We start from the raw sequence: 14,349 nt of genomic DNA, 5'->3' as shown, positions 1-14,349 counted from the left end.
TTTTTGCCGATTTTGGCCGAAACCATAGAGATTTTTTTAAGGGTGCGGCCCCAGCAAAGGTTGTGACAGAACTTTTCAAATGTCAGATTGCAGGAAAAACAACAGGCCCGCTTATGTCCCAAACATTCCGACATCCCGAAATCCTGGAAATCGCCCGCCGTGAAGGACGCGTCACAGTCGAGGGCCTGGCAGACCATTTTGGCGTGACACTGCAAACCATTCGTCGGGATCTGACGGAGCTGTCCGATATGGGACGGCTGGAACGCGTCCATGGCGGTGCCATCCTGCCTTCCGGCACTGTAAATATCGCCTATGAAGAACGCCGCTCGCTGAATAGCGATGCGAAACACGCGATGGCGCGTGCTTGCGCCGAACAAATCCCTGAAGATGCCTCGATCTTCCTGAACATCGGCACCAGTACCGAAGCCGTCGCGCAAAATCTGCTGCATCATCGCAACCTGCTCGTCGTCACAAACAACATCAACGTGGCCAACATCCTTATGGCGAATCCCGAGTGCGAGATTGTGCTAACCGGCGGCAAGCTGCGACGGGCCGATGGTGGTTTGATCGGAAGCCTTGCGACGCAGACGATCCGTCAGTTCAAATTCGATTTGGCCATTGTCGGTTGTTCTGCACTGGATGCAGACGGCGACATGCTGGATTTCGACCTGCAAGAGGTCGAAGTCAGCCAGACCATTCTAAGCCAATCGCGCAAAACGTTTCTGGTCGCCGATCATTCCAAATTCCAGCGCTCGGCACCTGTGAAAATCGCGTCCCTTTCGGAAATCGATACGTTTTTCACCGATGCGCCCTTGCCCACTGGTTTGAGCGACAAATGCGCCGAATGGGGCACGGACGTAAACTATTCTCAGACGTAATCGGGGGTAAGTGGCGCACCCAAGAGGATTCGAACCTCTGGCCTCTGCCTTCGGAGGGCAGCGCTCTATCCAGCTGAGCTATGGGTGCCTAAGCCCGTGACTTAGGCCAACACGCCAAGCGGCGCAACGGCTTTTTGCACGGGCAGATTAACTGAACAACTCATGCGCCAGTTCAAGCGCGTCGATCAGAACATCGACTTCGGCCTTGGTGTTGTACATGGCAAAAGACGCGCGGCATGTGCCTGTCAGGCCCAGGTGATCCATCAAGGGACCTGTGCAATGCTGCCCTGCCCGCACGGCCACGCCCTTCTTGTCCAGAATGGTCGAGATATCATGCGCATGCGCCGCACCATCGATCGTGAACGAAAATATCGCCGCCTTGTTCGGCGCGGTACCCTGCACGTTCAGCCAGTTCAAACCATCCAGTTTGGTGCGCGCATAGGCGCACAGCTCTTTTTCATGCGCCGCGATGTTTTCCATCCCGATGCCCATCATGTAATCCAGCGCAACGCCAAGCCCGATGGTCTGCACAATGCCGGGTGTGCCCGCTTCGAACTTCATCGGCGGATCGTTCCACGTCACTTCGTCCTTGTGGACCTCGCGGATCATATCGCCGCCACCAAGGAACGGACGCATTTCGGCCATCCGCTCTTTCTTGATGAAAATCGCGCCAGAACCTGACGGACCATAAAGTTTGTGACCCGTGATCGCATAGAAATCACACCCGATGTCCGGCACGTCGACAGGCATGTGAACCGCTGCCTGCGATCCGTCTACCAACACAGGAACGCCTTTTTCGCGTGCGCCCGCGCAGATGGATTTTACATCAACAACAGTCCCCAACACATTGGAAAGCTGAGTGATTGCGATCAACTTCGTGTTTGATCCAATCGCATCCAGAACCGCCTGCGGATCAAGCGCGCCCGTCGAATCTACATCCACCCATTTCAGGACAACACCCTGACGTTCGCGCAGAAAATGCCACGGCACGATGTTCGCGTGATGCTCCATCACAGACAGGATGATCTCGTCTCCAGCCTGCAGGTTTTCCATTGCCCAGCCATAGGCAACCAGGTTGATGCCCTCGGTCGTGCCGGATGTGAAAACGATCTCGTCTTCATCGGGTACATTCAGGAAACGGGCGATTTTGCCGCGCACGTTCTCATAGTTTTCCGTCGCAAGGTTCGACAGATAGTGCAGCCCGCGGTGCACGTTTGAATATTCTTCAGCATAGGCTTTGGTGATCGCATCAATCACCACCTGAGGCTTTTGAGCCGACGCGCCATTATCCAGATAAACCAGAGGCTTACCATTCACCTCACGGGACAGAATTGGAAAATCTGCCCGGATTTTTTCAACGTCAAACATGACTCATCGTCCCCGTCGTCGAGATGCCCAGCATAGATATCACTACAGCCAGACCTAGTGCTACCGCCGTCATGCCCAACAAAAGCGCGAAGGCCGCTTTGGCAAGTGACGGAAAATTATGTGCCTCTGCAAGGAAATTCAGCACGATCCAAATACCCGCAACCGACGCTGCAAGAGACAGCAAAGATGCGATCATCGGCATGATCAGTGCGGAAAACAGAACCACCGTTTGTGCGATTAACCGCAGAAATTGCAGCCAGATCAGCAATGTCGCTACATTGCGAAAACTTGCCGTCCCCCCCAGAACGCGTCCGGCCCATGTCAGGGCCACTGCAACCCCGACAAGAATAGCGCCAAGGCCACCCACATAGATAAACGGATTGGCCGCCAAGGGTGCGACCACAGGATTAAGCGGCAGCAGCGTATTGAAGAACGCTGTCAGCAACCCGTTCAACACCAGAACAAGCGCAAAAGCCGTCAGCAAAACGCCATCGTCCAGTCGCAGATCGAACAACCACCGTGCAACGGCACGCGGTTCGGTCACGCTTTGAACCATTCTGTTTTTGATCGTGTCGGCGATCATGCAGGCCCGTCCGTTTCAGCAACCTTCAAAGACACCAGCCAGATGACCATAAACGCGACGAACCAGACAAAGCCGACAAGCGTCAAAGCAGCGCCCGGCCCAACGAACCCCGCTGTCAGGCCATTCAGCAGCATCAAAGGGGATGCCGCCAGAAACGCCCAGAACAGCGCAAGGCGTGCGCCAAACCAATCGCCCTTGCCCTTGAACAGCCGCGCCACCAGATGGCTCAGCGCCGCGATCAGGTAGAACATCAAGGGCGCAATGAACAGCCATGCGAACAAAGCGCCACCCAGCATGGGATTAAGCTCTTCCCCTGTCAGATGTGCTTCACGGGAAAGCCGTGGCAGTTGCGAGATAAATGCCAGAACACAGCCTGCCATCAGCATCGCCAAAGCGCGGTCTTCGCGGGTGCCAGCAGACAACAGCCTGCGCATCACCTGCGCAGGCCGTCTATAGGATGCCACAATATCAGTGGTGACCGGCATGATCAGCCAATCCTGCGATCAAGCCAGCCTTCGATGCGGTTCACGATGGCTTCGCCCAGTGCCTCGTCATCGATTTCATCAACCGCTTCGGCCAGGAACGCCAAAGTCAGCAGGTTGGTCGCGATATCCGCAGGCACACCGCGCGAACGCAGATAGAACAGCGCCTCTTCGTCGATCGCGCCAGAGGTCGAGCCGTGCGAACAGGCCACGTCATCGGCGTAGATCTCAAGCTCGGGCTTGGCGAGGAACTGGCTGTCGCCGTCCAGAAGCAGCGATTGGCTGATCTGGTAGCCATCCGTCTTTTGCGCGTCCGGTTTTACAAGGATTTTGCCTTGGAAAACGCCGGTCGCACCGTTGCGCAGAACCTTTTTGAACACCTGACGGCTTTCACAGTTCACAGCGTCATGCGTGATGAACACCGTATCATCGTGATGGAATTCGCCATCACCAACACAGGCGCCAGCAACATGGGCCGTCGCGTCGTCGCCGGTCAGCTCAAGAACCACTTCGTTGCGCGTCAGAACACCGTTCACAGTCAGCGTGAAAGATTTGAACACAGACTCAGTGCCCAGACGTCCGAACACATGCGTTGCCGCACGGCGTTCGTGGTCACGGCCCTGCGCGCGCACGTGATGGAATTCGGCATCATCAGCGACGTCGACCTCCATGCAGGTGTTGAAGCGTGCCGCTGCGGGACCGCTTTCCAGCAGAGTAACGCTTGCGCCCTGCTCTACCTTCACCAGATGGTGCAGCATCGCGTCGGAATTTTCCGAGCGGTGATGGTAGATCAGATAGATCGGCTTTTCGACCTTGCCGGTGACGTGGATCAGCACGCCATCGTTCGCAAAGGCCGTGTTCAAGGCCGCCAAGGGACGCTGAACCGGAGCCTGACCGTTGTTTTCAAGAACACCGTAAAGATCACGCGCCCAGTGCAGATCGGCTGTGCTTTCCGCCAGACGTTCAATCGTCAGGTTCTCTCCACTCAGATCATCGGATTCAGAAGCGTCGAACACGCCGTCAGTGAACACAATCTTCAGCGCGTCGATCTCTGCGAAGATCGGGCCATCGCCACCATCAAACAGCGACGCGGTCTGCGCATCAGCCTGAACCAGAGAACGCGGGTCGGTGTATTTCCAGTATTCGTCGCGCGTACCAGGAAGCCCCATGGCACGAACGCGTTCCAGCGCATCGCGGCGGGCGCCATCGGCCCAACCGCCCTGCGGCAGCTCAAGCGCCGCAATGCGGGCTTCAGTCGCGTCAATTTTCAGTTGGGGAAGCGCCATTACACGACCTCCGCCAGAATGTCTGCGTAACCGTTGTTTTCAACTTCCAGCGCCAGATCCGGGCCGCCGGTTTTGACGATGCGACCATCATACATGATGTGAACAACGTCCGGTTTGATGTGGTCCAGAAGACGCTGGTAGTGCGTGATAACCAAGAAACCGCGATCCTCGGAACGCAGCGCGTTGACGCCTTCGGAAACCAGTTTCATCGCATCGACGTCCAGACCGGAGTCTGTTTCGTCAAGGATGCACATCTTGGGTTCCAGCATCGCCATTTGCAGGATTTCGTTACGCTTCTTCTCACCGCCCGAGAAGCCAACGTTGACCGGACGCTTCAGCATGTCTGCGTCGATCTTCAGTTCCTTCGCTTTGGCGCGGATCAGCTTGAGGAAGTCGGCTGCCGACATTTCCTCTTCGCCGCGCGCTTTGCGCTGAGCGTTCACCGCTGTGCGCAGGAAGGTCATGTTGCCAACACCGGGGATTTCGACCGGGTACTGGAACGCAAGGAAGATGCCCGCCGCGGCACGCTCTTCGGCTTCCAGCTCAAGCACGTCTTCACCTTCCAGCGTGACCTCACCATCGGTCACCTCATAGCCGTCGCGGCCGGAAAGAACATAGGACAGCGTCGATTTACCGGAACCGTTCGGGCCCATGATGGCGTGCACTTTGCCAGCTTCGACTGTCAGGTTCACACCTTTCAGGATTTGCTTGTCTTCTTCTTCAAGCTTGACGTGCAGGTTTTTGATTTCCAGCATTATTTGTCCTTCCTCATCTTGTTTCCCGCCGCACTCAGAGCGGGCGAGACATAACTTGAACAACCCGCATGAGTGATTTCTTATCAATATTTCGCGGGGTGACATTAAACTTGGCCATACGGCCGGTTATCTGCGGGGCGCCGAGGAAATCCTCGACCACGTGATAGGCTTTTCTGTCGATATAATCGTCGAACAGCAGTTCGACAGGCTTCTCGGTCATAAAGGCCGTCGCCAGCGCACAGCCAGCACGAAAGCGGCCATCGACAAGGACGACATCCGGCTGCTTGAAATGATTTTCATACCAGATTTCAAGCGGATAGCGGGGGTAGCGTTTCCATTCGGAATTGTCGGCAGGATGCCCCCATTCCTTGGTCGGGCCGATATCAGCCCAAATGACATCCACTTCGGTCCCAGACGCGGGCGGATTCTGGCGGAGAAAGTCCCGCATCATCGCCGCCCACTGCTGATCTGATTCAACGGAAAACACTGTCTTCCCAGTCATTTCCGAGGCGAGAACAGTCGACCCGCCTGACCCGTATTCCAAAATGACGTCCGCGCGACCATAGGCATCGCGCACCAACGCCGCTTCGGCGTCGGGCATCGTCAACTCGGGACGTGCAATCATATGATCGGCGGCAAAAGTCATTCGGCGGGCTGCGTTTCTTTCAGGTGATCAATGTACGTCGCAATATGACGACGACGGATCACATCGCGCTTCATCAGGATCGCAAGGCAGCGCACAGTCAGATCATGGCTAAAGAAACAGCCATCCGCCAACAGCGCGAGATGCTTAAGGTCTTCGGTCTCCCACTGATCAGGATCGCGCAAGTCCTTGATAAAGATTGCATCTCCGTCGACCAACTGGCTGCTGCTTTCTTCACGAGAAAGGGGAAGCTCAAAACCAGACCAAAGTGCTAACTGCTTAGCAAAAACAAACTTGTGCAGCATGAAGCCCTGCTTGCGCAGTTCTGCCATCTGCTCGTCCAGCAGCGGTTGATCCTTGTAAAGCGGCATAAAGCCCACTTCGGTCATAACTGCCAAAGCGTTCTTCAGCTTTTTCTTACCGTGTTTGAAAACGGTCAGTTCGCCGCCCTGAATGTCGATCTTGAGCAAATCCATATGCTCAATCTCATCCAGATCATCCAAGCGATGTGTTGACATCGGGAAAGTTTCCAGAACGCGGCGCGCGCGGCTCCAGCGGTTCAGATAGGCAAAGGATGCCGGATCTGGTTCCAACAACGACGTCAAACCAGGCGAATGGCACACGTTCAGAACCGAATCCTTTCCGTCGCCAATCGCATACGGCAGATGGCGTTCGTTCTCGGTTTCCTGTTCCTTCAGCTTCTCGTAAGCCGACGGCTGCGGTTCAAACCCTGTGACACGCGCGATGCCCGTGTTGACCATTTGGAGATAGTCCGGTGTGTTCATCGGGTTTGATCCGACGTCGACGATCTCGGTCTTCCGCTCTGTATCCAGAATTTTGCTTAGATACGCGAGACGTCTGCGCGTCTTTCTTGGTTGTCTTGCCATGGCCCCACCTTACTCCAGAACAACTGCTGTTCCGGATACAGATACCATGAGCATGGTGTCTCCGACTACTTCATAGTCCAGATCAACACCGACAACCGCTGTCGCGCCCAATTGCAGAGCACGCGATTTCAGTTCGTTAATCGCCGTATCGCGTGCATCCTGAAGCTTGGCTTCATAGGCGCCCGACCGGCCACCGACGATATCTGTGATGCTGGCAAAGAAATCACGTACAAAGTTCGCGCCCATGATGGCCTCGCCGACAACCAGGCCTTTGTAAGCCAGAATTTTATGCCCTTCGACATTGGGTGTTGTGGTGATGATCATCATGGAAATTCCCTGCGCTGCTTAAAGAACCAAAGTAATAAGGGCGGCCACGAACCAGCCCAGCATTCCAGCCAGTACAGCCGTTTTCCAGACCGAGCCCTGAAACAGGCCGCTTGTTTTGCCGGCACGGGCACGCAGACCGAAACCGATCAGCGACCCGATAAACAGGCCCACACCGATACCGGCGCTTTGATTGATGGCCTCTGCCAGCATAATTCCAACCCTGCCTTTGGTTCCCTGAGTGGTGGGCGATTAGCCCACCGACCCTTCAAGCGAGATCGCGACAAGCTGCTGGGCTTCCATCGCGAATTCCATCGGCAGCGCCTGAAGAACCTCTTTGGCGAAACCATTCACGATCAGGGCTACGGCCTCTTCTTCGTCCATGCCACGCTGGCGGCAGTAGAACATCTGATCGTCATCCACCTTGGATGTGGTTGCTTCGTGCTCGACACGGGACGAGTTGTTTTTGACCTCGATGTACGGAACAGTGTGCGCGCCGCACTTATCGCCGATCAGCAAGCTGTCACACTGGGTGTAGTTGCGGCTTTCCTTGGCTTTCGGGTGCATGGTGACCAGACCACGATACGTGTTCTGCGCCACACCAGCCGAAATACCCTTGGACACGATGCGCGACTTGGTGCGCTTGCCCAAATGGATCATCTTGGTGCCTGTGTCGGCCTGCTGGTGGTTGTTGGTGATCGCGATCGAGTAGAACTCGCCTTGGCTATCATCCCCACGCAGGATGCAGGACGGGTATTTCCACGTCACAGCAGAGCCGGTTTCAACCTGCGTCCACATCACCTTGGCACGGTCGCCACGGCAATCGGCGCGCTTGGTGACGAAGTTGTAGATGCCGCCTTTGCCGTCTTCATCACCGGGGAACCAGTTCTGAACGGTCGAGTATTTCACTTCGGCATCTTCTTCGACGACGATTTCAACGACCGCGGCGTGCAGCTGCGCTGTGTCACGCTGGGGCGCTGTACAGCCTTCCAGATAGGACACGTAGCTGCCTTTATCGGCGATGATCAGTGTGCGTTCGAACTGGCCTGTGTTTTCCGCGTTGATACGGAAATACGTGGACAGTTCCATCGGGCAGCGAACGCCCGGCGGGATGTAGACGAACGAGCCATCCGAGAAGACAGCGCTGTTCAGCGTTGCATAGAAGTTGTCGCTGACGGGCACGACCGAACCAAGGTACTTTTTGACCAGTTCAGGATGCTCGCGGATCGCCTCGGAAATCGAGCAGAAGATCACGCCCGCCTTTTTCAGTTCTGCTTGGAACGTCGTACCAACAGAAACCGAGTCAAAGACCGCGTCGACGGCGACCTTACGGCCTTCGGCAGGCGCATCTTCTGCACCCTCAACACCGGCAAGGATCATCTGTTCTTTTAGCGGGATGCCCAGCTTTTCGTAGGTCGCCAGCAACTTGGGATCGACCTCGTCCAGCGACTTGGGCTTTTCTTCCATGCTTTTGGGGCGCGCGTAGTAGTACTGATCCTGAAAATCGATTTCCGGATAGTTGACCATCGCCCAATCGGGCTCTTCCAGGCTCGTCCAGCGTTCGAACGCCTGCAGGCGCCATTCGGTCATCCACTCGGGCTCTTCGTTCTTTTCCGAGATCAGGCGCACGATGTCGGGCGACAGGCCCTTGGGTGCGTATTCCATTTCGATCTCGGTTTCCCAACCGTACTTGTACTTGCCACCAAGGTTGCGCACCTTGTCGACGGTTTCCTGATCGACGCCTTCTTTGACTTCAACGGTGTCCATAGCGGTCATTTCAGAGCCTTCCATCTTATTATCAGCAACCCACCTTAGGCGGCGCGTGCTTTGTGTTTTTCGTACTGACGCGCCCATGCATCGGCAAAGCGCGTGATTTCATCTTCTGTCGTTTGCGGCCCAAGGCTGACCCGAATGGCGCTTGAGGCGGTCGCAACGTCGTAACCCATTGCCGTCAACACACGGCTTGCTTTCACTTTCCCAGAGGAACACGCACTACCCGCACTGATCGCGAAGCCAGCCAGATCCATCTGCATGACTTGCGTTTCCCCCTTCCAGCCCGGAATCGCGAAACATGACGTGTTCGGAAGCCGTGCACTGGATTTCCCGATAAAAATAGTTTCTTTCGCGCGGTCTGCAATCAGATTTTCTAGAACGTTTCTAAGTTTCTCAACTTCGCCCCAAATTCCGGCATCCAGATCGCGTTGTGCTGCCTCTGCAGCAGCGCCAAAACCGGCAATCCCAATCAGGTTTTCGGTGCCGGATCGACGCCCCATCTCCTGACCGCCACCTTTGATTTGCGATGCGATATCGGTGCCGCGCTTCATCACCAAAGCGCCAATACCCTTTGGCCCACCCAGTTTGTGCGCCGAGATCAGCGCCATAGTGGCCCCGCACCAATTGAAGGCGAACGGGATCTTACCAAAGGCCTGTGTGGCATCGACCACCGCCAAACCTTGGGGAAGATCCTGCAACACACCGGTTTCCGAATTAGCCGCCTGAAGCGCGGTTTGATCGGGCGCTTCAACCGTGACGATTCCCTGCTCGGACACGCTTAAAACAGGATCGATCCACGCAGCGACCGCGTCATGTTCGACATCCGCGCCTTTCAGCCCGCGTCCTGCGCACGCCAAAGCCGCAGCCTCGGTCGCGCCGGATACGAAAACAACATCCGCCCCATCCGCGCCAAAAGCGGTCGCAATCTGGCGACGCGCGGTTTCGATAACACGCTTGGCCTCGCGCCCTTCAGAATGGACCGACGACGGGTTTCCCACCACATCCATAGCCGAAATCATCGCCTCGCGCGCCGCGGGACGCAGCGGTGCGGTCGCATTCCAATCAAGGTAGGCGCGATTACTCTTCATCGACGATATCGAACAAGGACGGCACCGCAGGACAAGGCACCATCGCGTTACCAACAACATCCGAAAGGCGAGTCTGGTGCAGGAACACATAGACATGCGCCGACAGGCCCTGCCACAGGCGGTTCGACAACGACTGCGCTTTACTGCCGGACAGACCACCAGACGCACCGGCACCGGTGTGCATTGCATCAACGGTCTCATCGACCGCAGCCAAAATATCGACCACGCGGATTTCTGTCGTCGGGCGGGCCAGTTTGTACCCGCCACCCGGACCGCGCACAGATTGCACCAGATCAGCGCGGCGCAGTTTAACGAACAGCTGCTCAAGATAAGGCAAGGACACGCTCTGACGCTTGGAAATGTCTGACAGCGTCACCAGATCACCTTCGGGCTGCATGGCGATATCGACCAGCGCCACCATGGCGTATCGGCCTTTTGTGCTCAGCTTCATAGCAACACCCCCTTAGCCTTGATGCACTGGCTGATTGACCTTGAACGTTCAACCGCCTATCTGCGTTACGTGATTTCCGGCTTGGCCGGATTTAGAAACGTTCTAAAGTGCTTGAGGAATTTCGTCAACAATTCCCGTGCATATCGTCCTTGAAGGAGCGAACCGCCCTATGCCCGAGGTCATTTTTCCAGGACCCGAAGGCCGCCTAGAAGGCCGTTACCACCCGCAAAAAGATCGCGATGCGCCGATTGCAATCGTTCTTCATCCGCACCCGCAGTTCGGCGGCACGATGAACAACAAGGTTGTCTACAACCTGCATTATGCCTTTTATAACATGGGCTTCACGGTTCTTCGCTTTAACTTCCGCGGTGTCGGTCGCAGCCAGGGCGAATACGATCAGGGTGTTGGCGAGCTGTCTGATGCGGCAGCGGCGCTGGACTACCTTCAGTCGATGAACAACAGCTCCAAGCATTGCTGGGTCGCAGGCTTTTCGTTCGGTGCGTGGATCGGTATGCAGTTGCTGATGCGCCGCCCCGAGATCACAGGATTCGTTTCCGTATCGCCGCCCGCGAACATGTACGACTTCTCGTTCCTGGCACCCTGCCCGTCTTCGGGTCTGATCATCAACGGCAGCGGCGACCGCGTGGCGCCGCCGGCAGATACTGTCGCCTTGGTGAATAAGCTGAAGGAACAGAAAGGCATCACGATCACCCACGAAGAAATTCAGGGATCGGGCCATTTCTTTGAAGAGCCGCACATGGACACGATGATCGATACGGTCACCGGCTATGTGAAGCGCCGCCTGACGGAAACCACACGATAAGGCAGACACATGGCGTCTTTCATCGACGATCTTGCAGACAGTCTGGCCAAGGACACCATCAAAGCGATGGATAAACTTGGCGACGACCGTCTTTATGTCGAAGTCGGGAAAGTCATCGCAGCGGCCTCGACCACCTTGGAAGAGGCCTACCTGACCAACGTTCGCGTGCGGCTTGCCGAACGTCGCGGACGCGAGTTCTTGCTCGATTACGTCAAGAAGGCCGCCAGAGGCGAATTGCCGGAATGAGTTTATCCCGCCTTGACCAGCAAATGGCGTTTTTGGTTGAGGCGGATAAGCTGAAATCCATTGATCGATCGAACGTCCTGATGGACCTCAGCCGCCCCGAAAATGTGGGCGAACACAGTTGGCATTTGTGCCTTTACGCCATGACCCACGCGAATGACGCGCCAGAAGGCACTGATATTCTTCGCGTTATCACAATGCTGTTGTTGCATGATCTGGTCGAAATCGATGCAGGCGACATGCCCGTTTGGCAAAGTCATGATGCCGATCAGCACGCCCGGACCGAACACGCCGCCGCACAACGTATCTTCGGACTACTGCCAGACGACCAAGGCCAGTATTTCTACGACCTGTGGATCGAATTCGAGAACCGCCAGACACCCGACGCCATTTTTGCAAAGCAACTTGATCACTTACAGCCCATAATTCAAGTTTCCGACGCGCCGGTGATGGAACCGGCACACATCCCAATCGCGCATCACACCTTGACCGAAGGCCGCGCCAAGAGATTGGCACATGAATGGCCAGAGGCATTTGAATACGCCCTGAACAGAATTCTCAGGAATGAGTTGGAACACTCTGATTTTGTTCAACGAAAGCTGTTCCTGTCCGAAGCCGATCGCCTGAAAACCGTGACCCGTGCGACCACGCTTTGTGATGCCTCGAGGTATGAAAATTCCGCCGAACACAGCTGGCATCTGGCGCTGTACGCCTTGGTTCTGGCCGAACATGCAGAAGACAGTGTTGATCTTCTTCGGCTGATCGAAATGCTGATCTTGCATGACCTGGTAGAAATCGATGCCGGCGACGTGCCGGTTTTCGGCGATGGAAACGCCGATCAGCAGGCACAAGACGAAATCCGGGCTGCCGAGCGTATCTTCGGGCTGCTGCCAGAGCCTATCGGCCAACGTTTCTTTGACATTTGGAATGAATTCGAAGCCATTGAAACGCCCGAAGCGCGATTTGCCAAATCTCTGGACCGATTGCAGCCGCCCATGCAGAACCTGATGTCTGACGGCGTGTCATGGCGGGATTTCAACGTGACACTGGATGTCTTCCACGCTCGAGTCGCCCCGAAAATCGCGTCTGGCGCACCTACTCTTTGGAGGTGGTTATCCCCAAAGGTTGAGGAATGGTTTGTCGTTAACGTAGCGTCATCCGAAAAATAGATTTACCAAACAAATACTTAGCAACACGCCGTTTGCGCAAGCTGACTATCCTTATGTGATATTTATTCAGGACGCCCTTCGCTTCATGCTTGTTAGCATAAGTAAGGTACTCAGTATTGTTCTAACAAGCTCTGGTGTCACGCAGCCCCCCCTTGATGGCACCAGAGCTGAACAATCCCTTCTCCCTTCACACATCCCTAAAAGTGAAGCGCGCGGCCCCAAGCGTCCAGAACACTTTCATGCATCATCTCGGACAAGGTCGGATGCGGGAAAATGGTTTCCATCAGATCCTGTTCGGTCGTCTCAAGCTTTTGTCCGATTACATAGCCTTGGATCAGCTCAGTCACTTCGGCCCCGACCATATGCGCACCGAGCAATGCACCCGTTTTGGCGTCAAAAACCGTTTTGATGAATCCGTCACCGGCTCCTAATGCAATGGCCTTGCCGTTTCCAACATAGGGGAAGCGCCCCACACGGATGTCATAGCCTTCTTCTTTGGCCTGTGCCTCGGTCAGCCCCACGCTTGCCACTTGGGGATGGCAGTAGGTGCAGCCCGCAATCGACTTGGGATCAACAGGATGCGGCGATTGTCCGGCGATGAGTTCGGCAACCATAACACCTTCGTGGCTGGCCTTATGCGCCAACCACGGTGCGCCAGCGAGATCGCCGATGGCAAAAACGCCTTCAACACCCGTCCGACAATACGGGTCGGTCACAACATGGGTGCGATCAACATTGATACCGGCCTCTTCCAGCCCCAAACCTTCAACATTCCCGACAATCCCCACAGCCGAGATCATGGTATCGAACTCTTCTGTTGTGGATGCGCCATCCTGCGTCAGCGTCGCTACGATGCCGTCTTTGGAACGATCAACCTTCTCGACCAAGGTCTTTTCCAGAATACGCATGCCTTGGGATTGGAACGCCTTTTTGGCAAAGGCCGAGACCTCGGCATCTTCGACGGGCAGAATACGATCCTGCACCTCAACAACAGTCACGTCGGCACCAAGCGTGTTGTAGAAACTGGCGAATTCCACACCAATCGCGCCTGATCCCAGAACCAAAAGCTTTTTGGGCATATGGGGCGGTGTAAGGGCGTGTTTGTAGGACCAGACACGATCGCCATCGGCCTCAAGCCCCGGAAGGTCCCGCGCCCGCGCCCCGGTGGCCAGAACGATATTTGCGGCCTCCAGCACTTGCTCGCTGTCCGCGCCCTTCACGGCCACTTGGCCCGGGCCCGCCAGACGCGCTTCGCCCATGATCGTCGTGACCTTGTTCTTTTTCAGAAGGTGCCCGACGCCCGAATTCAGCTGTTTCGCGATTTTGCGGCTGCGTTTGACAATGGCGTCCATGTCATAATCAACACCGGACGCACTAAGACCGAAATCTTTGGCCGTCTTCATCAAATGGAACACTTCAGAAGACCGCAGCATGGCTTTGGTCGGGATACAGCCCCAGTTCAGACAGATCCCGCCAAGGTGTTCACGCTCGACAACGGCAACCTTCAAACCAAGCTGCGCGCCGCGGATGGCGCACACATAGCCACCCGGTCCCGCGCCGATCACGATCATGTCGAACTTTTCTGCCATTGCTGCC

General features: G+C 55.9%; 17 protein-coding genes and 1 tRNA gene. 4 read left to right on the top strand and 14 right to left on the bottom strand.

What is annotated here, in order from left to right; translation table 11 throughout:
• Positions 1 to 113 precede the first annotated feature (113 nt).
• The gene (locus tag C4S59_RS06920; RefSeq protein WP_103910308.1) at positions 114 to 878 is read left to right on the top strand and encodes a DeoR/GlpR family DNA-binding transcription regulator; all 765 of its coding nucleotides are present in this window, start codon (positions 114 to 116) and stop codon (positions 876 to 878) included.
• Between the two features lie 11 nt (positions 879 to 889).
• On the opposite strand, the gene C4S59_RS06915 is transcribed toward C4S59_RS06920, so the two are convergent.
• The 13 genes from C4S59_RS06915 to iscR form a co-directional block, all read right to left on the bottom strand.
• A tRNA-Arg gene (locus C4S59_RS06915) sits at positions 890 to 966 on the bottom strand.
• 59 nt (positions 967 to 1,025) lie between these two features.
• Entirely contained in the window at positions 1,026 to 2,246 is a 1,221-nt protein-coding gene (locus tag C4S59_RS06910) for a cysteine desulfurase (RefSeq protein WP_103909744.1), read from the bottom strand.
• Positions 2,239 to 2,829 (bottom strand): Yip1 family protein, encoded by a 591-nt coding sequence (locus C4S59_RS06905; RefSeq protein WP_103909743.1) that lies wholly within the window; start codon positions 2,827 to 2,829, stop codon positions 2,239 to 2,241. Before C4S59_RS06905 ends, C4S59_RS06910 begins: the two co-directional genes overlap by 8 nt.
• Positions 2,826 to 3,314: a YIP1 family protein gene (locus C4S59_RS06900; RefSeq protein ID WP_103909742.1), complete on the bottom strand. Its 489-nt coding sequence runs from the start codon at positions 3,312 to 3,314 to the stop codon at positions 2,826 to 2,828. The genes C4S59_RS06905 and C4S59_RS06900 overlap by 4 nt, the downstream gene beginning before the upstream one ends.
• A gap of 2 nt (positions 3,315 to 3,316) precedes the next feature.
• Positions 3,317 to 4,597: a Fe-S cluster assembly protein SufD gene (gene sufD / locus C4S59_RS06895; RefSeq protein WP_103909741.1), complete on the bottom strand. Its 1,281-nt coding sequence runs from the start codon at positions 4,595 to 4,597 to the stop codon at positions 3,317 to 3,319.
• Positions 4,597 to 5,352, bottom strand: a complete 756-nt coding sequence (gene sufC, locus C4S59_RS06890) for a Fe-S cluster assembly ATPase SufC (protein WP_103909740.1) — start codon at positions 5,350 to 5,352, stop codon at positions 4,597 to 4,599. Before sufC ends, sufD begins: the two co-directional genes overlap by 1 nt.
• 34 nt (positions 5,353 to 5,386) lie before the next feature.
• The gene (locus tag C4S59_RS06885; RefSeq protein WP_234994703.1) at positions 5,387 to 5,953 is read right to left on the bottom strand and encodes a hypothetical protein; all 567 of its coding nucleotides are present in this window, start codon (positions 5,951 to 5,953) and stop codon (positions 5,387 to 5,389) included.
• Positions 5,954 to 5,994: 41 nt separating this feature from the next.
• The gene (locus tag C4S59_RS06880) at positions 5,995 to 6,882 is read right to left on the bottom strand and encodes an FkbM family methyltransferase (protein ID WP_103909738.1); all 888 of its coding nucleotides are present in this window, start codon (positions 6,880 to 6,882) and stop codon (positions 5,995 to 5,997) included.
• Between the two features lie 9 nt (positions 6,883 to 6,891).
• Positions 6,892 to 7,206 carry a heavy metal-binding domain-containing protein gene (locus C4S59_RS06875; protein ID WP_103910307.1) on the bottom strand — a complete coding sequence of 105 codons (315 nt, stop codon included), beginning with the start codon at positions 7,204 to 7,206 and terminating at the stop codon, positions 6,892 to 6,894.
• Positions 7,207 to 7,227: 21 nt separating this feature from the next.
• Positions 7,228 to 7,419, bottom strand: coding sequence for a hypothetical protein (locus tag C4S59_RS06870; RefSeq protein ID WP_103909737.1), 192 nt, complete (start codon positions 7,417 to 7,419; stop codon positions 7,228 to 7,230).
• A 39-nt stretch (positions 7,420 to 7,458) separates the two neighbouring features.
• Entirely contained in the window at positions 7,459 to 8,982 is a 1,524-nt protein-coding gene (gene sufB / locus C4S59_RS06865) for a Fe-S cluster assembly protein SufB (protein WP_103909736.1), read from the bottom strand.
• 35 nt (positions 8,983 to 9,017) lie between these two features.
• The gene (locus C4S59_RS06860) at positions 9,018 to 10,067 is read right to left on the bottom strand and encodes a cysteine desulfurase family protein (protein ID WP_103909735.1); all 1,050 of its coding nucleotides are present in this window, start codon (positions 10,065 to 10,067) and stop codon (positions 9,018 to 9,020) included.
• Entirely contained in the window at positions 10,057 to 10,518 is a 462-nt protein-coding gene (gene iscR / locus C4S59_RS06855) for a Fe-S cluster assembly transcriptional regulator IscR (RefSeq protein ID WP_103909734.1), read from the bottom strand. Before iscR ends, C4S59_RS06860 begins: the two co-directional genes overlap by 11 nt.
• Before the next feature lie 169 nt (positions 10,519 to 10,687).
• Between iscR and C4S59_RS06850 the strand changes: the two genes are divergently transcribed.
• From C4S59_RS06850 to C4S59_RS06840, 3 genes are read left to right on the top strand one after another with little or no spacing between them, the layout of a single operon-like run.
• Complete coding sequence (locus C4S59_RS06850; protein WP_103909733.1) at positions 10,688 to 11,341, top strand: alpha/beta hydrolase; 654 nt, start codon at positions 10,688 to 10,690, stop codon at positions 11,339 to 11,341.
• Positions 11,342 to 11,350: 9 nt separating this feature from the next.
• Positions 11,351 to 11,587: a hypothetical protein gene (locus C4S59_RS06845; RefSeq protein ID WP_103909732.1), complete on the top strand. Its 237-nt coding sequence runs from the start codon at positions 11,351 to 11,353 to the stop codon at positions 11,585 to 11,587.
• Complete coding sequence (locus C4S59_RS06840) at positions 11,584 to 12,753, top strand: HD domain-containing protein (protein WP_103909731.1); 1,170 nt, start codon at positions 11,584 to 11,586, stop codon at positions 12,751 to 12,753. The genes C4S59_RS06845 and C4S59_RS06840 overlap by 4 nt, the downstream gene beginning before the upstream one ends.
• 197 nt (positions 12,754 to 12,950) lie before the next feature.
• Here C4S59_RS06840 and lpdA read toward each other — a convergent pair whose 3' ends face one another.
• Positions 12,951 to 14,342 (bottom strand): dihydrolipoyl dehydrogenase, encoded by a 1,392-nt coding sequence (gene lpdA, locus C4S59_RS06835; protein WP_103909730.1) that lies wholly within the window; start codon positions 14,340 to 14,342, stop codon positions 12,951 to 12,953.
• Positions 14,343 to 14,349: the final 7 nt, after the last annotated feature.

Origin of the sequence: Thalassococcus halodurans, from assembly GCF_900108225.1 — a bacterium.
GTDB classification, from domain to species: Bacteria; Pseudomonadota; Alphaproteobacteria; order Rhodobacterales; family Rhodobacteraceae; genus Thalassococcus; species Thalassococcus halodurans.
Note: the sequence above shows the minus strand (reverse complement) of the source record. Positions and strands in the feature narration are given on the sequence as shown.

What these genes read in the sequence shown, in the direction of transcription:
- C4S59_RS06850 (WP_103909733.1), top strand. Translation starts at nt 10,688, where the DNA reads ATGCCCGAGGTCATTTTTCCAGGACCCGAAGGCCGCCTAGAAGGCCGT.
- C4S59_RS06860 (WP_103909735.1), bottom strand. Translation starts at nt 10,067, where the DNA reads ATGAAGAGTAATCGCGCCTACCTTGATTGGAATGCGACCGCACCGCTG.
- C4S59_RS06885 (WP_234994703.1), bottom strand. Translation starts at nt 5,953, where the DNA reads ATGCCCGACGCCGAAGCGGCGTTGGTGCGCGATGCCTATGGTCGCGCG.
- sufC (WP_103909740.1), bottom strand. Translation starts at nt 5,352, where the DNA reads ATGCTGGAAATCAAAAACCTGCACGTCAAGCTTGAAGAAGAAGACAAG.
- sufB (WP_103909736.1), bottom strand. Translation starts at nt 8,982, where the DNA reads ATGACCGCTATGGACACCGTTGAAGTCAAAGAAGGCGTCGATCAGGAA.
- C4S59_RS06845 (WP_103909732.1), top strand. Translation starts at nt 11,351, where the DNA reads ATGGCGTCTTTCATCGACGATCTTGCAGACAGTCTGGCCAAGGACACC.
- iscR (WP_103909734.1), bottom strand. Translation starts at nt 10,518, where the DNA reads ATGAAGCTGAGCACAAAAGGCCGATACGCCATGGTGGCGCTGGTCGAT.
- C4S59_RS06905 (WP_103909743.1), bottom strand. Translation starts at nt 2,829, where the DNA reads ATGATCGCCGACACGATCAAAAACAGAATGGTTCAAAGCGTGACCGAA.
- C4S59_RS06840 (WP_103909731.1), top strand. Translation starts at nt 11,584, where the DNA reads ATGAGTTTATCCCGCCTTGACCAGCAAATGGCGTTTTTGGTTGAGGCG.
- sufD (WP_103909741.1), bottom strand. Translation starts at nt 4,597, where the DNA reads ATGGCGCTTCCCCAACTGAAAATTGACGCGACTGAAGCCCGCATTGCG.
- C4S59_RS06900 (WP_103909742.1), bottom strand. Translation starts at nt 3,314, where the DNA reads ATGCCGGTCACCACTGATATTGTGGCATCCTATAGACGGCCTGCGCAG.
- C4S59_RS06920 (WP_103910308.1), top strand. Translation starts at nt 114, where the DNA reads ATGTCCCAAACATTCCGACATCCCGAAATCCTGGAAATCGCCCGCCGT.
- C4S59_RS06880 (WP_103909738.1), bottom strand. Translation starts at nt 6,882, where the DNA reads ATGGCAAGACAACCAAGAAAGACGCGCAGACGTCTCGCGTATCTAAGC.
- C4S59_RS06910 (WP_103909744.1), bottom strand. Translation starts at nt 2,246, where the DNA reads ATGTTTGACGTTGAAAAAATCCGGGCAGATTTTCCAATTCTGTCCCGT.
- C4S59_RS06875 (WP_103910307.1), bottom strand. Translation starts at nt 7,206, where the DNA reads ATGATCATCACCACAACACCCAATGTCGAAGGGCATAAAATTCTGGCT.
- C4S59_RS06870 (WP_103909737.1), bottom strand. Translation starts at nt 7,419, where the DNA reads ATGCTGGCAGAGGCCATCAATCAAAGCGCCGGTATCGGTGTGGGCCTG.
- lpdA (WP_103909730.1), bottom strand. Translation starts at nt 14,342, where the DNA reads ATGGCAGAAAAGTTCGACATGATCGTGATCGGCGCGGGACCGGGTGGC.